Here is a 23548-nt window from a genome sequence, read left to right as displayed (position 1 = left end):
ATGCGGGGGTATGAGGAGATCCGCGTCGACGAGCGGCTGCGCGAGCTGGCCGGGCAGCTGCACGGGCCGGCCCGGCTCAAGGCGGACCTGTTGACCGAGGCGCGGCACGCGCTGGAGGACGCCGTCGAGGCGTACCGGGCGGGTGGCCTGCCGGTCGCGGAGGCCGAGCGGCGGGCGGTGGCCGAGTTCGGCGCTCCGGCCCAGCTGGCTCCCGGCTTCCAGGCCGAGCTGTCCGCCGGCGCGCTGCGCGGGCTGGCGCTGCGGGCGCTGGTGGTGGCCGCGGTGCTCATGGCCTTCGGCGACCTGACCTGGCGGGGAGCGAGCTGGAGCGACGGCCCGCGCCCGCCGGAGGGCTACCTGCTCCTCTCCTCCTCGGTCAACGGCATCTGGGCGGTGGTCGCCGGGCTGGCGCTGATCGGGCTGCTGCTCGACCTGCTCGCCGCCCGGTACGCCACCTCGCTGCTACCGCGGCTGGCCCGCGCGGTGGGCTTCGGGCTGACCGGCGGGCTGGCGGTCGGCGCGGCGGCCGGGGTGGCGCTGTTCGGCTGGTCGGTCCAGCTCTGGGACGCCGCGCTCACCTGGCCCCCGATGATCATCGGAGCGGTGCTCGTCGGCGCCGCCTGGTTCGCGCTGGCCCGGGCCGCCCGCTACTGGCTGCTGAGCGCCCGCGGCCCGCGGGTCGCCGGCTGACCCTCCCGGGGAGCCGGCTGGCTCTCGGCGCGTCGGTTGGCCCTCGGCGCCCCGGCTCAGGCCGGGGTGGCCGGAGGTTCGTCGGTGCCGAGGAAGCGGCCGACCGTGGCGCTGAACTCGCGCCATCCGGCGCGCTCCCCGGCGAGGGCCCCCCGGCCGGCGTCGGTGAGCTCGTAGGTGCGCCGCTCCCGGCCGTTGACGGTGCTCCAGGCGCTGGCCACGTAGCCCGCCCGCTCCAGGCGGCGCAGCGCCGGGTAGATGGTGCCGGTGGGCAGGTCCAGAGTGCCGCCGCTGCGGGCCCGGAGCGCCTCGATGATCGCGTAGCCGTGCAGGGCGCCCTGCTCCAGCACCGCGAGCAGCAGCGCATCCAGGTGTCCGTGCAGCGCCTGGGCCTTCATGCGTAGGAAGCCTACTTGTCCGCGGGTCGGGACGCCACCGGGGTGCGGCTCCCGGTGACGGCGGGACGCCCACTAGGGTATGTGCGCAGAGTCACTCGGCGGCCGACCGCCGCCGGGTGGGCAACCCGAAAGCACACGGAGGTCAGCGTGGCCCGCCAGTCGCCCCAACGGCCCGACGCCGACGAGCCCGAGCTCGACGACACCACCGCGTCGGCCGCAGCAGACGAGGTCGAGGTCGACCGCCCGGCGGCGGACCGCGCGCTCTGGGACGAGCTGCGGATCGACCCGGTGGAGATCGCCCTGCCCGCCGGCACCGGCTTCACGCTGCGGGCGTACCGGCCGGCGCGGGAGCTGACCCCGACCGACGTCGCCGAGCGCGACGAGGACGACCCCTTCCTGGCCCGTCGCCAGGTCGTCGTGTCCGAGGACGACGAGGAGGTGGTGATCCTCGACGAGGAGTTCGCCGCCCTCGCCGCCGAGGAGGACGAGGACGCCGACGACGAGAAGCGGCCCGGGCGTCGCCGGCGCGGCAAGGCCGAGACGGCCGCGGACGAGGACGCCGCGGACGCCGCCGAGGACGAGGCCGAGGCCGACGACGAGGCCGACGAGGATGAGGACGAGGACGCCGAGGACGCCGCCGCGGGCGACGAGGAGGTCCCCGTCTTCCTCACCCACCGCGGCAAGCTGCTGCTGTTCAAGACCCCGGAGTCGCTGGTCAGTTTCATCCGTTCCGGTGCGCCCAACGACCTGTCTCAACTGGACAGCTGGAATGAACTGTCCGAACGGGTGGAACCCGCCGACATCGCCCCGCTGGACGAGGACACCTACGAGCTCGACCTGGTAGTGGAGAATCTCCGCGGCGGCCACGACGCGTGGGACCCGACGCTGCTGATCGAGGCCGGCGAGGTCGCCCGTGACCTGGCGTACGCCCTGCGGCTACCGGCGGTGCTCGACATGCTCTCCGCGGGCTCCAGCCTGGACGACCTGGACGAGGCGCTGCGCGCATCTGTCAACGGCGGAATCGGTGGATTCCTCGGCCGGCGCCGGCTGAAGAAAATCGGGGCACAAACCGCAAGTTTGGGTTGGCGCACCATTGTCGGCAAGATCTCTGCTGTTGTGGACTGGCGCGACTGACCCGGAGCGGGGAGCATCAGTCTCTGGCAGAGCAAGACCTGTGTCCGGGAGGAGGACGACGCCGTGGCGCTCGTGCGCGTGTACTGCGGTCTGGCCTCGGCGGATTCCGCCGACCGGTCGGCTTCGGTCGAATCGACGCTGACGTCCGCTGTGGTCGACGACGCAGGCCGTCTGCTGCACGTCTGCGAGATCGGTGACGACCCGGCTGGCTACGCCCAGCTTGTCGCGCTGCTCGTGGAGCGGTCGGGCGGGCCGAGCGGTGCGGCCATCGCGGCCGACAGCGACGACCACACCGTCACCTCGCTGCTCAGCGCGGCGGGTCGGCCGCTGGCCATCGCGGACGACGACTCGGTCGACGACTTCGCCGAGCGCTTCGCCGACGACGACTCGCTGGAGGAGATGCAGTCCCCGCCGGCCGAGCGTCGTGCGGTCGGGCTGGCCCGCGCGCTCCAGGCCGGCGCGCTCTCCGCGGTGACCCTCCCGGCGCCGCGCGACCTCGCCAACTACAAGCAGGTCCTCGCCGCGCACGCGGCACTGGCCAGTGGCCGGCACTCCGCCGCGGTCGCGCTGCGCGAGGTGCTCCGCGAGCTCTACCCGGCCGCGCTGCGCGCGTACCCCGACCCGGCCGAGCCGGTCTCCCTGGCCATCCTCGACGCGCTGCCCGAACCGGGCATGCTCGCCGGCACGGTGGCCCGGGGCCGTGAGGTCGCGGTGGCGGCGGACGCCGTCGCCGCCCACCTGGCCGCCGAGGGTGTCGCGGACGCGGACACCATCAACGACGCGGTGACCGCGCTGCGGGTCGCCATCTCCGAGACACCCCGGCGGGCCACCGTCAACCGGGCGCTCACCGCCGCCGTCGCCGAGACCGTGCGACAGGCGGTCGCCTCCGTCCGGGCCTGCGACGCAGGCTGCGACGCGCTGGTCGGCGCGCTCAGCGCCCGGGTCACCACGCCCGCTCCGGCGCCGGGCCGCCGGGCCGCCGCCCGCCGCGGCGAGCAGGTCGAGGAGCTGGTCCCGTCGGCCGCCGCCGGGCTGCGTCCGGTGCGCCCGGCCGAACCCGAGCCCGTCGCCGAGCCGGCCGCGCGACGCGGCCGTCCCGAGCCGGTCCCCGGGCTGGGGGGTCGGCGCAGCCGTCCCGAGCCGGCCGGTCCGGCCGCCCCGCCCTCGCCGCGCCCGCTCGGCCCGCCGCCGGTGGCCCCGCCGCCGGTCGCGCCCCCGCCCGTCGCCCCGGCGCCGGTCGCCCCGGCCGCCTCCCTGGGCCGGCCGGCCTCCGCGCCCGCCCGCCCCGAGCCGACCGCCCCGCTGCCGTCGCGTGTGGACGGGCCGACCAACCGGCCGATCTCCGCCCCGCCCCCGCCGCCGCCCGGGATCACCCCGATCGCCCCGGCGCAGCGCGGCACCGTGCCGCCGGCCGAGGCCGGGGAGCCGTTCCGCCCGACGCTGACCACCGCGGCGATCAACAAGGCCCGGGCCGAGCGGCAGCGCACGGTCATCCCGCCGCGGCCCAAGACCAACCAGGAGCCGCCGACCGGCGGTTTCAGCGCCACCGACCTGACCATCCCGGTGCCGACGCCCCGCCCGGGCCAGGAAGCCGCTCCCCCGGGCTCCCGGGCCAACTGGCCGCTGGTCAACACCGGCGAGGACCAGGACGACCGGGCCAAGGAGGCACCGGCCTATCCCTACGGGCGGGGTGTGGACGCGCCGAGCGACCCGGGACGGGTCACCCCGCCGTGGCTCGCCGACGACCTCCCGCAGGAGCCCCCGATGCTGCGGCTCGTGGAGCCGCCGCCGCTGGCCGACCGCGCGCTGCGCAACGAGCTGAACCCGCCGACCGACCCCGGGCTGGACACTCCGCCGCTGCGGCTGGTCGACCGGCCGGAGGCCAACCGGCCCGGCCGCCCGGCTCCCCGCGCCGAGGCCTCCGCCCCGCTCGAGCGGCGACCCGCGCCGAAGGAGCACCGGCCGCCACCGGTCTCCGACGAGGGCGACGGTGACCTGCTGATCTTCGCGCAGGCGAAGTCGGCCTGGTTCGTCGGGCACGGCGACGAGGCCGACCTGGACTGGGCGACCACCGCGGACACCGGCTGGCAGGCGGCCGAGCAGGCGGCCCGCCCGTCGGTGGGCGCCGAGACCAAGGCCGGCCTGCCCAAGCGGGTCCCGCAGGCCAACCTGGTGCCGGGCTCGCCGCTGCGCGAGGAGCGTCCACTCCGGATCGTCCGCAACGCGGCCAGCCTCGCCGAGAACACCACCGGCTACTTCCGGGGGTGGCGGCGCGGTCAGGAGATCGGCGGCTTCGCCGTGGGCGGTCGCCCCGGCCGGGAGGCGGCCGGCGGCTGGGACTTCAGCCGGGACACCGGCGACCGCGACGACGACCGGGAGTACGAGTACCGGTCCGCGGGCTACCGGTCCTGACCGGAGTCCCGTCCCACCCCACCTGCGTGTTCCTGCCCACACCCGGATAATTTGACGCCGGACGCGGCCGGCCGGGAGCATACCCGGCGGACCAGCCGGCGGCGGGTGTTCGCCGGGGGTGGGAAGGCGACTCCAATGGCGACACCGGCATTCGACTCCTCCGTGCTCACCCGTCGGGGCGTCCTCGCCGCGGCAGCCGGCAGCCTGCTGCTCGCCGGCTGCGGGCAGCAGGGCGAGCGGCCGGAGGAGGAGTCCTCGGCCAGCACCGCCCCCAGCGGCCAGGACCTGGTCGTCGGCGCCAGCCTGGAACTGACCGGCCGAGGCGCCGCGCTCGGCGTTCCCCAGCAGCGGGCCCTCGAGATCGGCGCCGACGCGCTGAACAAGGCCGGCATCCCGGTGGGCAACCTGCGGCGGTCCATCCGCCTGGAGATCCGGGACAACCGCAGCAACCCCCGGGAGGCGGCCCGGCACGCGGCCGAGCTGACCCGCGCGGGCGCGCAGGCCCTGGTCGGCGGCACCCTGGCGGAGACCTCGGTGGCCCTCGCGGAGGCGGCCCAGAAGGTCAAGACCCCTTTCCTCTCGCTGGGCCTCGGTGACGGCGTCGTGCTGCCGCTCGCCGAACGGACCTTCAGCTTCCAGCTCACCCCGGACGCCGTGGACGTGGCCCGCCGGCTGGCCGACCTGGTCGAGACGCAGCGCCTCCGGCGGGTGGCCCTGCTGGCGGCCGACGGGCTGCACGGCGACTCCGGGGTGCGGGCGGTGCGCGCCGCGCTGCGGGGAGGCGACGCCGACCTGGTCCGCACGGTCCGGCTGCCCGACACCGGACGGAGCTTCGCCGGCGCGGCCGAGCGGATCGCCGCCGCCGAGCCGGACGGGGTGATCGTCTGGGGTGCCGCACCGGACTCCGGCGTGGCCGCCCGGGAGCTGCGCCGGGCCGACTACCACGGGCCGCTCTTCTTCGACACCGGCGCGGTCGCCGAGGCCACGCTCAGCGCCGCCAACGCCGCCGCGGTCGAGGGGGCGTACGCCGTGCACCCGGCCTGCCTGTCCACCTCCACGCTGACCGCCACCACGAGGGCCGAGCTGGATCGACGGGACTTCAACTACCGCTACACCCAGCGGTACGGCACCTCCACCAGCTTCGCCCCGTACGCCTCGGACGCGCTCCAGCTCCTCGCCGCGTCGGCGCGGATGGCCACGAGCCTCGACCGTGGACGGATCCGGGCGTTCCTGCAGAGCCAGGTGGCCGAGGGCATCGCCGGCGGGTACGCCTTCACGCCCACCCGGCACGGTGGCATGGAGTCCGACTCGCTGTCCGTCTATGTGGTGACGCAGGGAGCCTGGCGCCTGTACGCCTGACCGTCCGAGCCGGACCGTCCCGCCCGGACGGTCACCGGCCGGAGGCGCAGCGTGCCGGACGGCGGACAGCGAGAAGCGCCCGGTGGCCGATGGCCGCCGGGCGCTTCGTCACCGGGTCAGGCGGGGGCGACGGCCCGCGAGCGCCGCATGGTGAGCACGTACTCGACCAGCGAGATCAGCACGTGCTTCGTCGACTCCCGGTTACGGGCGTCGCAGGCCACCACCGGCACGTCCGAGGAGATCGCGAGCGCGTCCCGGACGTCCTGCGGGTCGTGGTACTGCATCCCGTCGAAGCAGTTGATGGCCACCAGGTACGGCAGCCGCCGATGCTCGAAGAAGTCGATGGCGGCGAAGCAGTCGGCCAGCCGACGGGTGTCGACCAGTACGACGGCGCCGATCGCACCCCGGACCAGTTCGTCCCACATGAACCAGAACCGCGTCTGACCCGGCGTACCGAACAGGTACAGGATCAGATCCCGGTCGATCGAGATACGACCGAAGTCCATGGCCACCGTGGTCGTCGTCTTGCCCGGCACCTGCCGGGTGTCGTCGACGCCCACGCCGGCGGAGGTCATGATCGCCTCGGTGGTCAGCGGCGTGATCTCCGAGACCGAGCCGACCAGCGTCGTCTTGCCGACGCCGAATCCACCGGCGATAACGATCTTCGCCGACGTCACGCGCCCGCTCGGGGCAGGCGGCCGGTGCGACATGTCAGAGCCTGCGAAGTCCACTCAGCACCCTCTCCAGCAGTTCAGTGCCCACCGCGTCGTCGGAGTCGTCCAAAATGGTCGGCTCGTGGACCGCGACCAGGCCGTCCGTCGCCATGTCGGCGATGAGCACCCGGGCCACGCCGAGCGGAAGCTGCATGCGCGCCGCGATTTCGGCGAGCGACTGCACACGTCCGTCACACAGCGCGGCGATGTACTGGTGCTCCCGGCCCTGGCCACCGTTGCCAGTGGCAACCGACCGGCCGCGCACCGTCGTCTCGACGAGCGCCTCCAGGGCGATCTCGAGCCGGGGGCGGGTACGACCGCGGGTCACGGCGTATGGACGGACCAACGCTCCGGTCGGTTCGTCACGATCAACCATGTCGCCGCTCACCTCCTTCGTACCCGGCACCGGCTCGCCCCGGTGGCATCCGTCCTTGTCGTAGTTGTTGCCGCCTCTGACCCACCGGTCAGCGCGTCGTTCAGCCCATCATCCCGACAGCCGTGCGCGGCTGCGGGGTCAGCGCGTCGCCCACCCGGTCGACGAGCAGGGCCATCTCGTAACCGACCTGCCCGACGTCGCAGCTGCGCGCGGCGAGCACGGCGAAGGACGAGCCGTCCGAGATGGACATCAGGAACAGGAAGCCGTTGTCCATCTCGACGACGGTCTGCAGCACCGCCCCGCCCTCGAAGCAGCGGGCCGCGCCCTGGGTCAGGCTGACCAGGCCGGACGCGATCGCCGCCAACTGGTCCGCGCGGTCCCGCGGGAGATCACGGGACGAAGCGAGGAGCAGGCCGTCGGCGGAGACGGCGACCGCGTGCGCCACACCGGGCACCCGGTCGGCGAAGTTGGCCAACAGCCATCCGAGATCCTGCGTAGTAGTCATCCTTGTTGCTCCTTCTGCCCGCTCCCGGCCACTGGGCCTGAGCCAGACTGCGAGGACTGCTGCCCGCCCGGAGTCCCCTCCGGGCCGGTGGAGTTGCTGTCGGTCGGGTTGTTACGCCCCCGCTGCACGCCCCGATGGTAGGCCGAGAGCAGACCCCGTACGCCTTCCGGCGTCCGGCGCTGCACCGAGGTGGACGGCTTCTCGATGCCACCGGGCACGAGCTGCGCCATCGGCGTCCGCTTCGGCAGGCCCTTCTGGGTGGTCTCCTCGACCGGGACCTCGGTGGCCGCCGAGGCGGCCCGCCATCCGTCGTCGGCGGCGGTCTGCCAGCCGGGCTGCGGCGGGGCGGCGGGCTGCCGGGTCGGCAGCGCACCGGCGTAACCGGGACGGGCACCCCCGTTGGTCGAGCCGTTGTCCTGCGGCGCTCCGCCGGCCGTCGGAGTCTGTGCCATCGGTGTGTTACCTGTCGTCCCGGGTGGTGTCTGCCGCACGGCCCGACCGGCGGCATCGACCTTGGCGAACTGCTGGGTCGCGGCGCCGTTGGTCGCCGCCGGCTGCGCTGCGGCCGCCTCCTCGTTGGGCCCCGGCCGGCGGGTGCGGAACCAGGCCGACTCGAGCTCCCGGAAGATCGGCAGCTCCATCGTCTCGTCCGCGTACCGCTGGCGGTTGCCCGGCTGCTGCGGGGTTGCCGGCCGCGGCGCCGGGGCCGGTGCCGGCCGGTTGGCGGCGGGTGCCGTCTCCGGGCGCGCGACCCGGGGCAGCTCGGTGGTCATGTCCAGGCCGGCGGCGAGTCGCTCCGGCACCGCCGGTGCCGCGGCCTGCTCGGGCGTGGCGACCGGCGGCCAGACCGGCGGCGCGCCGACGTGCGGCGCCGGGGCCGACGGGGCGGAACGCGGCGGCATCTGGTTCGCCGGCGGCACCGAGACCGGGTGACCCGCGGCCGGCGCTGCCGACACGGGCTGACCGGAGACCGGCGCTCCCGACACGGGGTAACCGGAGACCGGCGACGCCGACACGGGGTAACCGGAGACCGGCGACGCGGACACGGGGTAGCCGGAGGTCGGGTAGCCGGAGGTCGGGTAGCCCGAGACCGGGGCACCGGAGACCGGCGGCAGCGGGGGCGCCGACACCGGCGGGACCGGCGGGGCGGAGACCGGCGGCGGGTTGTACGGCCGGGCCTCCGGGCTGCTCGGCAGCTGCCGCGGGATGGCCGGCTGCTGACCGGTGGAGGCCGGGTCGGCCTCGGCCGGGTTGCGCCGCTGCGGCAGCGGGTCGATCGGCTGGCCGTTCGGGTTGCGCGGCGTGAAGCCGTCACCGCCGGCCAGCGGGCCGGCGCCGGTCAGGTCGGACCAGGCCGGCATGGACCGGGCCCCACCCGCGTTGGCCGGGGCGCCGGAGCCGTTGCGCGACGCCGGGTCGAAGGACCGCCCGCCCAGGGTGACCTGGTTGCCGGACGCACCGGGGTGCGGGACCGGCGGCGGGGTGTGCGGGCCGTTGCCGAGGGCGGCCAGGGCACCGAAGGCCGGAGCGGGTCCGCTCTGGCCGAACGCCGGGACGGGACCGCCGTGCTGCGGGCCGCCGGCGGCCGGGAGGGCCGGCGCGGACTGGCCGCGACCGGCGAGGGCCCGCGGCACCAGGACGGAGGTGGGCAGCGTGACGTCGGCGACGGTGCCCCGGTCGGCGCCGGGCCGCAGCTCGACCTTGACGCCGTGCCGGGAGGCCAGCCGGGCGACCACGACCAGGCCCATCATCCGGGAGACCGCCACGTCCACCTGCGGTGGCGTGGCCAGCCGCTCGTTCAGGTCGCGGAGCTGCTCGTGGCTGATGCCGATGCCCCGGTCCTCGACGTACAGGGAGGCACGGTCACCCACGCGGCGGGCCTCCACCATGACCTGCGAGTCCGGCGGGGAGAAGGCGGTGGCGTTGTCGAACAGCTCGGCGACCAGGTGCACCAGGTCGTTGACCGCGTGCGCGGCGACCTCGATGTCCCGGTCGATGACGCCGAACTCGATCCGGGTGTAGTGCTCGACCTCGGACTGCGCGGCACGGAGCACGTCGATCAGGGCGGCCGGCTCGCGCTGCACACGGGTGGAGTCCGCACCGGCGAGGACCAGCAGGTTCTCGTCGTTGCGGCGCATCCGGGTGGCCAGGTGGTCGAGCTGGAACAGCTCGGCCAGCCGGTCCGGGTCCTCCTCGCCGCGCTCCAGCCGGTCGAGGTGACCGATCAGCCGGTCGACCAGGATCTGCGACCGGCGGGCGAGGTTGACGAACATGGTCGCGACGGAGGCCCGCAGGGCGGCCTGCTCGGCGGCGGTGCGGACGGCCTCCAGGTGGACGGCGTTGAACGCCTCGGTCACCTGGCCGAACTCGTCCTTGCTGCGCACCGGCAGCGGCTCGGCGATCTGGTTGGCCAGCTGCACCGGGGAGAGCTGGCCGGTGACCTGCGGGTCGCGCAGCCGGGCCACCGCCTGCGGCAGGCCGTACTGGGCGACCGAGAGGGCACCCTGGCGCAGGTCGCGCAGGGAGCGGGCCATGGAGCGGGCGACCAGGTACGCGAAGAGGATGGCCAGCAGCAGCATGCTGAGCAGCAGGCCGGTCTCCAGGAACACCTGGCGCTGGGTGTCCGACCGCAGCTCGCCGGCCTGGCGCACCACGTTGTCGTCCAGCCGGTCCTCGACCGTGCGGATGAGCTTGGCGTTGGCCACCATGGTGGCGTCCCACTCGTCCGTGCTGAAGGGCGCCTTCGACAGGTCACCGGAGGTGTTGGCCCGGATGAGGCTGGTGTAGCGGTCCGCCTTGCGCAGGTCGGAGCCGGAGACGGTCTGGTCGAAGAACTCGGAGTCGGCCTGGTTGGCGACCGCCTTGAAGCTCTCCAGGGCCTGCGTCTGGCCGGTGCCGCTGGCGGTGAACTGCTCGCGCAGGTTCGGGGTGAGGCGCTTGCCGTTCAGCGCCTCGTGGACGACCACCCGGCGCTGGGCGAGGTATTCCTTCTGCCGCGCGACCGCGGCCGCGGCTCGCATCCGGTCGCTCAGGTCGTTGTCGCCGGCGAGCTGGATGGCCGAGTCGCGGATCGTGAGCAGGTCGCTGATCAGCGCCTCGTACGACCTCTGGGCCTCGGCACTGGTGAGCTTGCCGTTGAAGACCTGGCTGCGCGTGCCCGGCAGATCGGCCAGCCCCTGGTCGACGTCCTTCAGCCGGCTCTCGAACGTGCGCGGCAGGTCGTCGATCTCCAGGCGCTGCCGCGAGTAGGGGCTCTTCGCCTGGTCGACCCGCTGATTGGCCCGGTTGTAGGACTCCTGGTACTGCGCCCGCGTCTGCACTTCCGACGAGCCGAGGAAGAGCACCGAGGCGACCCGCTCGTCCTGCAGGGTGTCGGCCAGGTCACCCGAGTAGGAGATCAGGTTGGCCAGGTCACCGGCTCGATTGGCATTGTTGAGCGTCTCCAGGTGGTCGACCAGACCGCTGGTGCCGACCACAACTGTCGCGATGGTCGGCACGATCATGATCAGGCCGAGCTTGGACCAGATCGGCATGTCGCGGAGCCGGCTGGCCGGCCGGCTCAGACGCGACAGGAAGGAGCCCGCCGTCGTTGGCCGTTTGCTCACGTCACCGCCCTCGCATTACCGCGTCCGGCGTTGCCTGTGGGCAACGCCGAGCGACCGACCCGGCGGGTCGGACCTCCGAGATTCCATCACGCCGCCCCGCAAGAAGAAAGCCCAGGTTGTTCCTCGCCGGAGGTGTGATGAGATGTTGATGCAATTTGATAGCAATCCGTCTGGCCGGAGTCACTGAAGGTAATGGAACACCCGCACCGCGTCGTCCTGCTCGCTGGCCCTTCCGGCTCCGGAAAGTCGTATATAGCCCAACGAACCGGACTTCCTGTCCTCTGCCTCGACGACTTCTACAAGGACGGCGATGACCCTACGTTGCCGCGCCGGAACGGAGAGGTGGACTGGGAGTCCCCGCTGTCCTGGGATGCGGACACGGCGGTGGAAACAATCGCCCGACTGGCCCGGGACGGCAAGGCCGAAGTGCCGGTTTATGCGATCGGCGCGGACCGCCGGGTGGCCACCCGGCCATTCGATGTCGACGGATCGCCACTTTTCGTCGCCGAAGGGATCTTCGCCGCCGAGATCGTGGCGGAGTGCCGCCGCCGGGGGCTGCTCGCCGGGGCGTACGCGCTGCGCCGCCCCCGCGGCGCGACCTTCGTGCGCCGGCTCGCCCGCGACCTGGCCGAGCAGCGCAAGGCGCCCCGCGTGCTGATCCGGCGCGGGGTGGCGCTGCTGCGGGCGGAGCCGGCGGTGCTGCGCCGGCAGACCGGGCTGGGCGCCGAGGCGGCCCGGGCGGGTCAGGTGCTGCGCCGGGTGGCCGCCCTGCTCGCCGGCCACCCGCGCCGGCCGTGATCAGCCGATCAGCTTGGCGTACGCCGGCTTGATCACCTCGTCGATGATCTTCAACCGCTCGTCGAACGGGATGAAGGCGCTCTTCATCGCGTTGATGGTGAACCACTGGAGTTCCTTCCAGCCGTAGCCGAAGGCGTCCACCAGCAGGGCCATCTCCCGGGACATCGAGGTGCCGCTCATCAGCCGGTTGTCGGTGTTGACCGTCACCCGGAAGCGCAGGTCCCGCAGCAGCCCGATCGGGTGGTCGGCGATCGACGCGGCCGCCCCGGTCTGCACGTTGGAGGAGGGGCACAGCTCCAGCGGGATCCGCTTGTCCCGGACGTACGCGGCCAGCCGGCCCAGCACCGGCGGGTTCCCCGGCGTGATGTCGTCGACGATCCGGACGCCGTGCCCGAGCCGGTCCGCGCCGCACCACTGGATCGCCTGCCAGATCGACGGCAGCCCGAACGCCTCACCGGCGTGGATGGTGAAGTGGAAGTTCTCCCGCTGGAGGTACTCGAAGGCGTCCAGGTGCCGGGTGGGCGGGAAACCCGCCTCCGCGCCGGCGATGTCGAAGCCGACCACCCCGGTGTCCCGGTGCCGTACGGCCAGTTCGGCGATCTCCTGGGACCGGGCGGCGTGCCGCATCGCGGTGAGCAGCGTGCCGACCCGGATCGGGGTGCCCGCCTCGGCGGCCAGGGCGCTGCCCTCCCGGAAGCCGGTGACCACCGCGTCGACCACCTCGTCCAGGGTGAGGTTCTGCTCCAGGTGCTGTTCGGGGGCGAACCGGACCTCGGCGTAGACCACCCCGTCGGCGGCCAGGTCGAGCGCGCACTCGCGGGCCACCCGGCGCAGCGCGGGCCCGGTCTGCATGACCGCCACGGTGTGCGCGAACGTCTCCAGGTAGCGCTCCAGCGAACCCGAGTTCGCCGCCTCGGCGAACCAGCGGCCCAGCGCCTCGGGGTCGGTGGTGGGCAGCTCGTGGCCGGCGTCGGCGGCCAGCTCGACGATCGTCGCGGGCCGCAGACCGCCGTCGAGGTGGTCGTGCAGCAGCGCCTTCGGGACCTTGACGATGTCCTCGTACGAGATTGCCATGCACCGACCCTAGTCACCGAGCGTCGGGGAGCGGCACCGGACCGGGCCGGCTCAGGGCCGCCAGCCGTACACCCGCTCGACCGTGAGGCGGAGCACCAGCCGGCCGTCGGCCACCATGGCCGCCCGGTAGTCCGCCCAGTCCGGGTGCTCGCCCCGGATCCGCCGGTAGACCTCGACCAGTTCGTCGACCGTGGCGTCGTCGGTCGCCGCGGCCGGCGGGGTGAGGGTCACCCGCCCCTCGGCCACCGCGTACGCCCCGCCGTCGGGGGTGCTCACGTGGAAGCTGGCCCGGGGGTCGCGCCGCAGGTTGCGTACCTTGGCCCGGTCGCCGGTCGTGGAGCAGCGGATGAGCCCCGGCTCGGCCAGGTAGTCGAGGTTGGAGAGCTGCGGCCGGCCGTCCCGGCGCAGGGTGACGAGCACCCCGCGCCCCCGCTCGCCGAACAGCTCCCAGAGCCGGGCGGTCACGCCGCCACCGCCCGCCGCAGGAAGATGGTCACCGCCTCGTTGACCGGCACCATGTTCAACGTGGTCACCACCAGCTGATTGTTGACATGTCACCAACCTAGGTCCTCGTCGATGACATGTCAACCATTGGGCTAGGCTCGGCGCATGGGCGAACCACGGTGGTTGGACGAGCGGGAGGACCGGGCCTGGCGGGGCTACCGCCGGATGCGCCGCCTGCTCGACCTGGAGCTGGCCCGGGAGCTGACGCAGGACGCCGGCCTCTCCGAGCCGGACTACGACGTCCTGTCCGACCTCTCCGAGACGCCCGACCAGCGGCTGCGGCTCAGCGAACTGGCCGACCGGATGCTCTGGTCACGCAGCCGGCTCTCCCACCACATCTCCCGGATGCAGCAGCGCGGCCTGGTCACCCGGGAGGAGTGCGCCACCGACGGCCGGGGGTCGGTCGTCGCCCTCACCCCGGCCGGCCGGCGGGCCATCGAGGCGGCCGCCCCGGGGCACGTGGCCGCCGTCCGCCGGCACCTCATCGACCTGCTCACCGCCGAGGAGATCGCGGCGCTGGGCGCGCTGACCCACCGGGTGGTCGACCACCTCACCGACCGCGCGGCCCCGGAGGCGTGACGGTGGACGCCCGCATCCTGACCCGGCTGCGCTGCCCGGTCTGCGGCGAACCGCTGGCCGAGGCCACCGCCGGCACCGCCCGGGCGCTGCGCTGCCCGCGCCGGCACAGCTTCGACATCGCCCGCCAGGGGTACGTCAACCTGCTCGCCGGCCGCACACCGCACACCGGGGACAGCGCCGAGATGGTCGCGGCCCGCGCCGACTTCCTGGCCGCCGGCCACTACGCCGCCGTCGCCGCCGCGCTCGCCGACGCGGCCCGGCGGATCGTCCACGGCGGAGGTCCGCCCGCCGCGAACCCGGCCGGCGGCGACAGGGCGTACCCCCTGGTGGTCGACGCCGGAGCCGGCACGGGCTGGTACCTCGCGGCGGTGCTGGCGGCGCTGCCGGACGCGGTCGGCCTGGCCCTCGACGTCGCCAAGCCGGCGCTGCGCCGGGCGGCCCGCACCCACCCCCGCGCCGCCGCGGCGCTGGCCGACACCTGGCAGCGGCTGCCCCTCGCCGACCGCGCCGCGACGGTGCTGCTGAACGTCTTCGCGCCGCGCAACGGCGCCGAGTTCCACCGGGTGCTCGACCCGGCCGGCGCGCTGCTGGTGGTCACCCCGGCCGCGGACCACCTCGCCGAGCTGGTCGACGCGCTCGACCTGCTCCGGGTGGACCCGGCCAAGGCCGACCGGGTGGCCGGCAGCCTGAGCGCCCACTTCACCGAGGAGTCGGCCACCGAGCACCGGGCCGAGCTGAGGCTCGGCCGCACCGAGGTGGCCACCCTGGTCGGGATGGGCCCGAGCGCCTGGCACGCCGACCCGGCCCGGCTCGCCGAGCGGATCGCGGCGCTGCCCGAGCCGGTGCCGGTCACCCTGGCCGTGCGGCTCGGCGTGCACCGCCCGCGCTGACCACCGCTCAGGTGGACAGGTCCACCTCTTCCCAGCCCGGCGGCTCGTCGTGGTACGGCCCGCGCAGCATCACCGCCCACTCCAGCGCCCACCGGCGCTGCCCGATGGCGTTGGCGTCCACCAGCCCCGGCAGCGCCAGGCCGGCCTCCTCCGCCTCCAGGTACGCCCAGTCCAGGCAGTAGTGCAGGTCGAGCAGGGCGGCCGCGTCGGCCGGGTGCTGCGGGGCGGCCAGGATCCGGGCGCGCCACTGGCCGAAGTTCTCCCCGGTGACCAGGTTGGGCATCCGTTCGACCAGCCGCTCGTCCACCGGCACCGTCGGGTCCAGCTCCTTGGCCAGCCCGAGCACCCAGGCCAGCGAGAAGAGCGCGTCGTGGTGCAGCACGAACGACCGGTGGTCGCCCTTGCCCCCCATCACGAACTGCCACTCCGGCGGGGTCACCATCTCGACCAGGTGCGACTCCAGCAGCCAGCTCATGGCCGCCTGCGCCGGCATCCCGAAACAGCGGGCCAGGATCACGTGCAGCACCGCGATCCGCGCCTCGATCTCCGGGGTGGGGCGCAACTCGATCTCGTCCCCCGGCTCCCAGACCAGCGGGAACTGCGGGGGCGGCAGCGGGAGGCCCAGCCGGGACAGCTCGTCGAGGCTCGCCTCACGAACGGCCCGGGGATCGGGGGCGGGTACGCGCACGGCTCAGGTCCCTGTCTGCTCGCAACGGCTCATCGCCGGTCGGTCCCCCCTTGGCCTGCGACAATAGCGGCTCGGTCGCCACCGCACCATGACCGGGAAGGATCAGCCGATCCGCTCGATCACCAGCGGGTTCGCGGCGGGGGCCGCGGGCGCGATCCGGACCGCCCGCTCCGCCTCCGCCAGCGCCGCCGGGATCCGCTCGGCGTGCTCGGCGCGCAGCTCGTACAGGGGTTCGCCGGCGCGCACCGGGTCGCCCGGCCGCTTGTGCAGCACCACACCGGCCGGGATGCTCACCGGGTCCTCCTTGCGGGCCCGGCCGGCGCCGAGCCGCCAGGCGGCCACGCCCATCGCGTACGCGTCGATGCCGGCCACGTAGCCGTCGCCGCTCGCGGTGACCACCTCGACCTCGGGGGCCTTCGGCATGGGGGCGTCCGGGTCGCCGCCCTGCGCCCGGATCATCGCGCGCCAGGCGTCCATGGCCCGGCCGTCGCGCAGTGCCGCCTCGGGGTCGGCGTCCGGCAGGCCCGCCGCGGCCAGCATCTCCCGGGCCAGCGCCAGGGTCAGCTCCACCACGTCGGCCGGGCCGCCGCCGGCCAGCACCTCGACCGACTCGGTCACCTCGACGGCGTTGCCGATGGTGCGACCCAGCGGCGTGGACATGTCGGTGAGCAGGGCGACCGTGCGCACCCCGTGCGCACCGCCCAGCTCCACCATGGTCCGGGCCAGCTCGCGGGCGTCGTCGACGTTCTTCATGAAGGCGCCGGAGCCCACCTTCACGTCGAGCACCAGGGCCCCGGTCCCCTCGGCGATCTTCTTGCTCATGATGGAGCTGGCGATCAGCGGGATGGCCTCGACGGTGCCGGTGACGTCGCGCAGCGCGTACAGCTTGCGGTCGGCCGGGGCCAGCCCCTCGCCGGCCGCGCAGATCACCGCGCCGACGTCGCGCAGCTGGGCGATGAACTCGTCGTTGCTCAGCGCGGCCCGCCAGCCGGGGATCGACTCCAGCTTGTCCAGCGTGCCGCCGGTGTGGCCGAGACCCCGGCCGCTGAGCTGCGGCACGGCCGCGCCGCACGCGGCGACCAGCGGGGTCAGCGGCAGGGTGATCTTGTCGCCGACGCCGCCGGTGGAGTGCTTGTCCACGGTCGGGCGCGCCACCGGTGACAGGTCCAGCCGCTCGCCGCTGGCGATCATCGCGGCGGTCCACCGGGCGATCTCCGGCGCGGTCATGCCGCGCAGCAGGATCGCCATGGCCAGCGCCGACATCTGCTCGTCGGCCACCAGACCCCTGGTGTACGCGTCGACCACCCAGTCGATCTGGCCGTCGCTCAGCACGCCCCCGTCGCGCTTGGCCCGGATGACGTCAACCGCCGTGAATGCACTCATCAGAATGATCTTTCCTCGTCGTTCCGGAACCGGTGCCCCCGCTCAGGCGGGGGACCAGCGGATCGGGATCTCCAGCGGCGGTTCGCCCTCGCCGGCCCAGAAGATGGTGCCCGACGCGTCCACCACGACCACGCGCGGCGTCCGGGCCAGCCCCCAGGTGATCGCCTCGGCCGGGTCCGCCCAGGTCGGGCCCTCCTCCAGCACGCCGGTCTCGGCGGCCTCGGTGTCCCCCGCCGACCGCTCCCAGTACGCCGTCCAGACCTGCTGCCCGGCGGAGAGGTCGGGGTGCACGAAGACCGTGCCCCGGCCCCGCCAGGCGGCCAGCCGCTCCGGCACCACCGGCAGCGGGGTCTCGCCGACCACGGCCTCCAGGTCCTCCACGCCGAACGCGTGCGGCAGCAGTTCGGCCATCCGCAGCGGCCGGCCCTTGGTCTCGATCAGGCACTCCGGGCCGCCGTTCTCCCACAGCAGCTGCCGGCAGCGGCCGCAGGGCATGAGCGGCTCGCCGGTGGCGTCCACGCAGGACAGCGCCAGGATCCGGCCGCCGCCGGTGGCGTGCAGGGAGGAGACCACCCCGCACTCGGCGCAGAGGACCACGCCGTACGCGGCGTTCTCCACGTTGCAGCCGACCACCACCCGGCCGTCGTCGACCAGGGCGGCCGCCCCGACCGGGAACTTCGAGTAGGGCGCGTACGCGTGCCGCATGACCTCGGTGGCGGCGGCCCGCAGCCGCTCCCAGTCGATCTCCATCACGACTCCCATTCTGCCCAATTCACGCTGATCGGTCGCGGCGGCGGCCGGAGACGGCCGTGCCCGGCGGGTACAACCCCGCCGGGCACGCTGCGTCGCGGGCGGTCAGCCCTTGATGTACGGCTTGCCGTCGGCGGCCGGCGCCCGGACCCTGCCGACCAGCCCGGCCACCGCCAGGATCGTCGCCAGGTAGGGCAGCATGGCGAGGAACTGGCTCGGGATGCTGCTGCCGATCGCGCCCAGGTAGGTGGCGAGCTGGTCGGCGAACCCGAAGAAGAGCGCCGCGAGCAGCGCGCCGGTCGGGCTCCACCGGCCGAAGATCAGCGCGGCCAGGGCGATGAAGCCCTTACCGCCGATCATGTTCTTGGTGAACGAGTAGAGCGCCAGCGTGTACGAGGCGCCGCCGACGCCGGCCACCAGCCCGGCCATGATCACGTTGCGGTAGCGCAGCCGCAGCACCTTCACGCCCAGCGTGTCGGCCGCCGTCGGGTGCTCGCCCACCGACCGGGTCCGCAGACCCCACCGGGTACGGAACAGCGCGATGTGGATGACCAGGACCAGCAGCAGACCGACGTAGAGGAAGATGTTGCCCCGGAACAGCGCCGGCCCGATCAGCGGGATGTCCTTGAGCAGCGGGATCTCCCAGTTGCTGAACCGCGGCGCGCTGTTGTACTTCGTCGCGTCGGTCTGCATGAGCCGCTCGTAGAGGAAGCCGGTGACGCCGAGCGCCAGCAGGTTGAGCACGATGCCCATGACGACCTGGTCGACCAGGTAGCGGATGGCGAAGACAGCCAGCAGCAGCGAGATCAGCGCGCCGCCGATCGCGGCGGCGACCAGGCCCACCCAGACGCTGCCGGAGATGCTGCCGAACAGGGCGCCGGAGAAGGCACCCATCAGCAACTGGCCCTCGATCGCCACGTTCACGACCCCGGAGCGCTCGCAGAGCACGCCGGCCAGCGCACCGAAGATCAGCGGCAGGGCCAGGATGAACGTGCCCCGGATGATGTTGACCAGCGGCATGAAGTTGCGGCCCTCGGGGGCGGCGGAGACCTGCCAGCACAGGAAACTCAGCACGAAGGCGACCAGCCCGACGCCGAGCACCAGGGTGAACCAGCGCTTCGGCACCCCGGCGAGCAGGGCGGCGCCGGCCGCGGCGGCGATGATGCCGAAGAGGATCGCGCCGACCGTGCCGTTGATCTCCAGGGCGGCTCCGCCCTCGGTCTCGCTGAGCGTGAAGCGGGCCTGCTGGTCGGTGGCGAGCGCGCCGAACAGGACGGTGGCCAGCACGCCCAGCGCCAGCAGGACCGCCCCGGTCTTGCGGACGCGCGTCCAGAAGCCCTCGTCGACCGCGGTCACGGCGACCTCGGGGACAGCGGTGGTGGACATGCTCACCAGCCCTTCGCGAGGCTCGTCTGCAGCCGGGCCGCACGGGCCGCCCGGAGCTGGAAGATCGCCTTCACCATGGCCGGCGCGGCGATGAAGATGACGATGAGCGCCTGGAGCACGGTGACCAGCTCCAGCGAGATCCCGGAGTACGACTGCATCCGGTTGCCGCCGGCCTGGAGCGCCCCGAAGAGCAGCGCCGCCAGCAGCACGCCCCACGGTTTCACCCGGCCGAGCAGGGCGACCAGGATGCCGTCGAAGCCGATCTGCGCGATCACCAGCGGGGTCAGCGCGTTCGCGGTCGAGCCGAGCACCATGTTCGACCCGCCGAGGCCGGCCAGCAGACCCGAGATCACCATGACCAGCACGTACGTCTTGGTCACGCTGATGCCGGCGGTCCGGGCGGCGTCCGGGTTCTCGCCGACCGCGCGCAGCTCGAAGCCGAGCGTCGAGCGATTCAGCAGCCAGGCGATGAACCAGGTCGCCAGCACCGCGACCAGGATGCCGGCGTGCACCCGCAGGTTGTCGCCGAGCAGCCGGGGCAGCTGGGCGGAGGACTCGACCGGCTTGCTGATCGCGTCCGACCGGTTCGGGTTCTGCACCCCGCTCTGGACGATGATCCAGGACAGGAAGTAGACGGCCACGTAGTTCAGCATGATCGTGTTGATCACCTCGTGGGCGCCGGTGCGCGCCTTGAGGATGCCCGGGACGAAGCCCCAGAGGGCACCGCCGAGCGCGCCGGCGAGCAGCGCGACGAGCAGGTGCACACCGGGCGGCAGCGGCAGCGCGAAGCCGGCCACGGCGGCCAGGACGACGCCGATGGTGGCCTGGCCCTGGGCGCCGATGTTGAACAGGCCGCCGCGGAAGGCGAGCGCGACCGCCAGGCCGGTGAAGACCAGCGGCGCGGTGTAGGTGAGCGTCTCCGAGATCGGGCCCATCGCGGCGGTGAAGCCGACCGCGTCCGGGTCGAAGATCGCGCCCTTGAACAGGTTCGCGTACGCCTCGCTGACCACGGTCCAGCTGGCGTTGAGCGCGTCCCCCGGGCGTGCCGTGATGTAGCCGTAGGTGGCCAGCACCTCCGGGTCGGAGACGATGATCAGCACCGCGCCGACCAGCATGGCGAGCAGCACCGCGAGCACCGTCACGGTGACCGTGTTGGCCGCCCAGAGGTTGTCCAGGAAGAGCCGGCCCAGCGTGGGGCGGGACTCCCCGGCCGGGGGCTGCTTCGTCGCGGTGGCGGGCACCGCCCGCTCGGTGTCGCCGGCGGGCGCGGGCGGGTTCGCGCGGGCCTCGCTCCGCGCCTCCTGCGCCTCGGTCGCCGGCTCCTTGTCGGGAGAGCCCGACACCGGGTCTGGGTTGGTCATGCCTCGTCCTCGTTGCCAGGGCGGTCAGCGGTCGTGGTGGCGGTGTCCGGCGTGATGCCGGCCATCAGCAGGCCGATCTCCTCGCGCGGGGTGTCCGGGCCGACGATGCCGATGATCCGGCCGCGGTACATGACCGCGATCCGGTCGGCCAGGCCGATCACCTCGTCCAGTTCGCTGGAGACCACCATGACGGCGGTGCCGATGTCCCGTTCGCGGATGACCCGGCTGTGGATGAACTCGATCGATCCGACGTCCACGCCCCGGGTGGGCTGGGCGGCGATGAAGAGCTTCAGCGGCCGGGACAGCTCCCGCGCCACGATCACCTTCTGCTGGTTGCCGCCGGAGAGGGTGCCGACCGCCGCGTCGGCCGAGGAGGTGCGGACGTCGAACTGCTCGATCCGCTCCTTCGCCGACTTGGCGATGGCGTCCGGCTTGAGTGAGAGGCCCCTGCCGAAGGGCGGCTGGTCGTAGATGTCCAGCACCAGGTTCTCCGCGACGGAGAACTCCTTGACCAGGCCGTCGACGCTGCGGTCCTCCGGGACGTACCCGACGCCGGCGCGGAGCACCTTCTTGGTCGACCAGCCGTGCATGGCCTGGCCGTCGAGGGTGACCGAGCCGGCGAGCACCGGGCGCAGCCCCATGATCGCCTCGATCAGCTCGGTCTGCCCGTTACCCTGCACGCCCGCGACGCCGAGCACCTCACCGGCGTGCACGGTCAGGTCCACGCCGTCGACCGCGCGCACCTGCCGGTCGTCGTCGACGACCAGGCCGGCCACCTCGAGCATCGGCTTGCCCGGCTGGGCCGGCTTCTTGTCCACGGTCAGCCGGACGCTGCGGCCCACCATGAGCGCGGCCAACTCGTCGCGGCTGGCGCTCGGCTCGGCGGTGCCGACCGTCTTCCCGCGCCGGATCACCGTGATCCGGTCGGCGATCGCCTTGACCTCGCCCAGCTTGTGGGTGATGAACACGATCGACTTGCCGGCCTCCTTGAGCGACCGCATGACCGTGAGCAGTTCCTCGGTCTCCTGCGGGGTCAGCACGGCGGTCGGCTCGTCGAGGATGAGCAGGTCGACGTCGCGGGTGAGCGCCTTGACGATCTCCACCCGCTGCTGGATGCCGACCGGCAGGTCCTCGATCACCGCGTCCGGGTCGACCCGGAGGTTGTACCGCTCGGAGACCTCGGCGACCTCGCGCCGGGCCCGCCGCCGGTCGAGGAAGCCGGTGAAGCTCCCCCTGGTCTGTTCCGCGCCGAGCATCACGTTCTCGGCCACGGTGAACACCGGCACCAGCATGAAGTGCTGGTGCACCATGCCGATCCCGGCGGCGATCGCGTCGGACGGGCCCTTCAGCTTCAGCGGCTTGCCGTCGACCAGGATCTCGCCCTCGTCGGGCTGGTACAGCCCGTACAGCACGTTCATCAGGGTCGACTTGCCGGCGCCGTTCTCGCCGAGCAGGGCGTGGATCTCTCCAGGCTCCACCGTCAGGTCGATGTGGTCGTTGGCGACCAGATCACCGAACCGCTTGGTGATGCCGCGCAGTTCGAGTCTCAGCGCAACCTCCTGGAGTGCGAGCGATGGTGCAGCGTAGCGGCTGCCGCGCCGCCACCGCGCCGGGTGGGGGTCCGTGGGGGATCAAGGTGACCGGCCGCCCCGACGTCGCGCGGGGCTTCCCGCGTACGCCGAGGCGGCCGGATCGTCAAACCTGGTGCCCGCCGGCCCCCGCTGCCGATGATCGCACCGCGGGGGTCGGCGGAGCGGTCACTTGGTCGGCTGGGCCTTCGAGGTGACCGTGATGGTGCCGGCGGCGATGTCCGCCTTGATCTTGTCGACCTCGGCCTTCAGGTCCGCCGGGACCTTGCTGTCGAAGTCGTGGTACGGGGCGATCGAGACGCCGTTGTTGGCCAGGGTGCCGACGAAGCCCGGCTTGGCCTGCAGCGTCTCGCCGTTGGCGGCCTTCAGCACGGCGTCCTTGACGGCGTCCGGGATGTTCTTGACGACCGTGGTGACCAGCGCCGGGCAGTTCGGGGTGCTCTCGCAGCCGTCGACGTCCACCCAGACGACCGAGTACTTGCCGTTGGAGGCCTGCGCCGCGGCGGTGGTGCCGAGGCCGGCGCCGCCGGCGACCGGCATGATGATGTCCGCGCCCTGGGCGACCAGCGCGTCGGAGACCTTCTTGCCCTCGTCCTGCTTGACGAAGTCGTTGGTGAAGGAGCCCTTCTGGGTGGCCTTGTCCCAGCCGATGACCTGGACGTTCTTGTTCTTGGCCTTGTTGTAGTACGCCACGCCGTCGGCGAAGCCGTCCATGAAGATGGTGACCGGCGGGATCGGCAGACCACCGTAGGTGCCGACCTTGCCCGACTTGCTCAGCCCGGCGGCCAGGTAACCGGCCTGGAAGGCGGCCTGGGCGGTGTCGAACTGCATCGGGTAGACGTTGTCCACGCCCGGGTTCGCGTCCACGATGCCGAACTGCTGCTTCGGGTTCGCCGCGGCGATCTTCTTGGTGGCGTCCTGCATCAGGCCACCGACGGCCAGGATGAAGTCGCACTTCTGGTTGACGAACCCGGTCAGGTTGACCTCGTAGTCCGCCTCGGCCTTCGACTGGACGTTCTTGATGTCGATGTTGTCGTTCTCCTTCTTCGCCTCCTGAAGGCCCTTCCAGGCCGAGGTGTTGAAGGACTTGTCATCGATGCCGCCGACGTCCGTCACCATGCAGGCGCTGAACTTCTTGCCGCCGTTGCCCCCGGCGTTGTTGTCGTCGTCGGGAGCCTCACCACAAGCGGCGGCGCCCAGCACGAGGCCACCCGCCACGATGGCGGAGGCGATCCGCATCCCACGCACAGCGCGCAAGACGTCTCCTTCCCATTGCACACCGCGTCGTGCGCGGTGGCAGCCCTTGCGCCGGCCTGCGGTGTGCCGCCGGCGTCCCACGTTACGGACGGGAGCG

21 protein-coding genes are annotated in these 23548 nt (G+C 73.3%); 7 read left to right on the top strand and 14 right to left on the bottom strand.

Annotated elements, in window-relative coordinates:
* Positions 1-690: a permease prefix domain 1-containing protein gene (locus tag ACZ6PY_RS03850; protein WP_466068922.1), complete on the top strand. Its 690-nt coding sequence runs from the start codon at positions 1-3 to the stop codon at positions 688-690.
* Between the two features lie 56 nt (positions 691-746).
* On the opposite strand, the gene ACZ6PY_RS03845 is transcribed toward ACZ6PY_RS03850, so the two are convergent.
* Entirely contained in the window at positions 747-1088 is a 342-nt protein-coding gene (locus ACZ6PY_RS03845) for a PadR family transcriptional regulator (protein WP_466068921.1), read from the bottom strand.
* A 147-nt stretch (positions 1089-1235) separates the two neighbouring features.
* On the opposite strand from ACZ6PY_RS03845, the gene ACZ6PY_RS03840 reads away from it, so the two are divergent.
* The 3 genes from ACZ6PY_RS03840 (at position 1236) to ACZ6PY_RS03830 (ending at position 5993) form a co-directional block, all read left to right on the top strand.
* A complete protein-coding gene (locus ACZ6PY_RS03840) occupies positions 1236-2222 on the top strand; it encodes a DNA primase (RefSeq protein WP_466068920.1) in 987 nt (328 codons plus the stop codon).
* Positions 2223-2237: 15 nt separating this feature from the next.
* Positions 2238-4634 (top strand): transposase, encoded by a 2397-nt coding sequence (locus tag ACZ6PY_RS03835; protein ID WP_466069398.1) that lies wholly within the window; start codon positions 2238-2240, stop codon positions 4632-4634.
* Between the two features lie 135 nt (positions 4635-4769).
* Positions 4770-5993 (top strand): ABC transporter substrate-binding protein, encoded by a 1224-nt coding sequence (locus ACZ6PY_RS03830; RefSeq protein WP_466068919.1) that lies wholly within the window; start codon positions 4770-4772, stop codon positions 5991-5993.
* Positions 5994-6109: 116 nt separating this feature from the next.
* Here ACZ6PY_RS03830 and ACZ6PY_RS03825 read toward each other — a convergent pair whose 3' ends face one another.
* The 4 genes from ACZ6PY_RS03825 to ACZ6PY_RS03810 form a co-directional block, all read right to left on the bottom strand.
* Positions 6110-6703 carry a GTP-binding protein gene (locus tag ACZ6PY_RS03825; RefSeq protein ID WP_091260490.1) on the bottom strand — a complete coding sequence of 198 codons (594 nt, stop codon included), beginning with the start codon at positions 6701-6703 and terminating at the stop codon, positions 6110-6112.
* Between the two features lies 1 nt (position 6704).
* Positions 6705-7082, bottom strand: a complete 378-nt coding sequence (locus tag ACZ6PY_RS03820; RefSeq protein WP_091261430.1) for a DUF742 domain-containing protein — start codon at positions 7080-7082, stop codon at positions 6705-6707.
* A 100-nt stretch (positions 7083-7182) separates the two neighbouring features.
* Positions 7183-7587 carry a roadblock/LC7 domain-containing protein gene (locus ACZ6PY_RS03815; RefSeq protein ID WP_013283992.1) on the bottom strand — a complete coding sequence of 135 codons (405 nt, stop codon included), beginning with the start codon at positions 7585-7587 and terminating at the stop codon, positions 7183-7185.
* Positions 7584-11192: a sensor histidine kinase gene (locus ACZ6PY_RS03810; RefSeq protein ID WP_466068917.1), complete on the bottom strand. Its 3609-nt coding sequence runs from the start codon at positions 11190-11192 to the stop codon at positions 7584-7586. The genes ACZ6PY_RS03815 and ACZ6PY_RS03810 overlap by 4 nt, the downstream gene beginning before the upstream one ends.
* Positions 11193-11576: 384 nt before the next feature.
* Between ACZ6PY_RS03810 and ACZ6PY_RS03805 the strand changes: the two genes are divergently transcribed.
* Positions 11577-11990, top strand: coding sequence for a hypothetical protein (locus ACZ6PY_RS03805; RefSeq protein ID WP_466068916.1), 414 nt, complete (start codon positions 11577-11579; stop codon positions 11988-11990).
* Here the strand turns inward: ACZ6PY_RS03805 and ACZ6PY_RS03800 are convergent, their stop codons facing one another.
* Together ACZ6PY_RS03800 and ACZ6PY_RS03795 are read right to left on the bottom strand one after the other, a co-directional pair.
* Positions 11991-13064 carry an adenosine deaminase gene (locus ACZ6PY_RS03800; protein ID WP_262287134.1) on the bottom strand — a complete coding sequence of 358 codons (1074 nt, stop codon included), beginning with the start codon at positions 13062-13064 and terminating at the stop codon, positions 11991-11993.
* Between the two features lie 51 nt (positions 13065-13115).
* Entirely contained in the window at positions 13116-13529 is a 414-nt protein-coding gene (locus tag ACZ6PY_RS03795) for a PPOX class F420-dependent oxidoreductase (protein WP_466068915.1), read from the bottom strand.
* A gap of 144 nt (positions 13530-13673) precedes the next feature.
* Between ACZ6PY_RS03795 and ACZ6PY_RS03790 the strand changes: the two genes are divergently transcribed.
* Both ACZ6PY_RS03790 and ACZ6PY_RS03785 read left to right on the top strand, forming a co-directional pair.
* Positions 13674-14147 carry a MarR family winged helix-turn-helix transcriptional regulator gene (locus tag ACZ6PY_RS03790; protein WP_466068913.1) on the top strand — a complete coding sequence of 158 codons (474 nt, stop codon included), beginning with the start codon at positions 13674-13676 and terminating at the stop codon, positions 14145-14147.
* A gap of 2 nt (positions 14148-14149) precedes the next feature.
* The gene (locus ACZ6PY_RS03785) at positions 14150-15037 is read left to right on the top strand and encodes a putative RNA methyltransferase (protein ID WP_466068911.1); all 888 of its coding nucleotides are present in this window, start codon (positions 14150-14152) and stop codon (positions 15035-15037) included.
* Positions 15038-15044: 7 nt separating this feature from the next.
* Here ACZ6PY_RS03785 and ACZ6PY_RS03780 read toward each other — a convergent pair whose 3' ends face one another.
* The 7 genes from ACZ6PY_RS03780 to ACZ6PY_RS03750 form a co-directional block, all read right to left on the bottom strand.
* A complete protein-coding gene (locus ACZ6PY_RS03780) occupies positions 15045-15725 on the bottom strand; it encodes a DUF4272 domain-containing protein (RefSeq protein ID WP_262287139.1) in 681 nt (226 codons plus the stop codon).
* Positions 15726-15827: 102 nt separating this feature from the next.
* Positions 15828-17108, bottom strand: coding sequence for a thymidine phosphorylase (locus ACZ6PY_RS03775; protein WP_466068909.1), 1281 nt, complete (start codon positions 17106-17108; stop codon positions 15828-15830).
* 42 nt (positions 17109-17150) lie between these two features.
* Positions 17151-17870: a cytidine deaminase gene (locus ACZ6PY_RS03770; RefSeq protein ID WP_466068908.1), complete on the bottom strand. Its 720-nt coding sequence runs from the start codon at positions 17868-17870 to the stop codon at positions 17151-17153.
* A 93-nt stretch (positions 17871-17963) separates the two neighbouring features.
* Entirely contained in the window at positions 17964-19244 is a 1281-nt protein-coding gene (locus ACZ6PY_RS03765) for an ABC transporter permease (protein ID WP_466068906.1), read from the bottom strand.
* Between the two features lie 2 nt (positions 19245-19246).
* Complete coding sequence (locus tag ACZ6PY_RS03760; protein ID WP_466068905.1) at positions 19247-20605, bottom strand: ABC transporter permease; 1359 nt, start codon at positions 20603-20605, stop codon at positions 19247-19249.
* On the bottom strand, positions 20602-22095 hold the full coding sequence (locus ACZ6PY_RS03755) for an ABC transporter ATP-binding protein (RefSeq protein WP_466069396.1): 1494 nt from the start codon (positions 22093-22095) through the stop codon (positions 20602-20604). The genes ACZ6PY_RS03760 and ACZ6PY_RS03755 overlap by 4 nt, the downstream gene beginning before the upstream one ends.
* A 267-nt stretch (positions 22096-22362) precedes the next feature.
* Positions 22363-23433 carry a BMP family lipoprotein gene (locus ACZ6PY_RS03750; RefSeq protein WP_466069394.1) on the bottom strand — a complete coding sequence of 357 codons (1071 nt, stop codon included), beginning with the start codon at positions 23431-23433 and terminating at the stop codon, positions 22363-22365.
* Positions 23434-23548: the final 115 nt, after the last annotated feature.

This window comes from Micromonospora sp. NPDC048907 (assembly GCF_055586885.1).
This window is presented reverse-complemented; position numbering and strand designations above follow the sequence as displayed.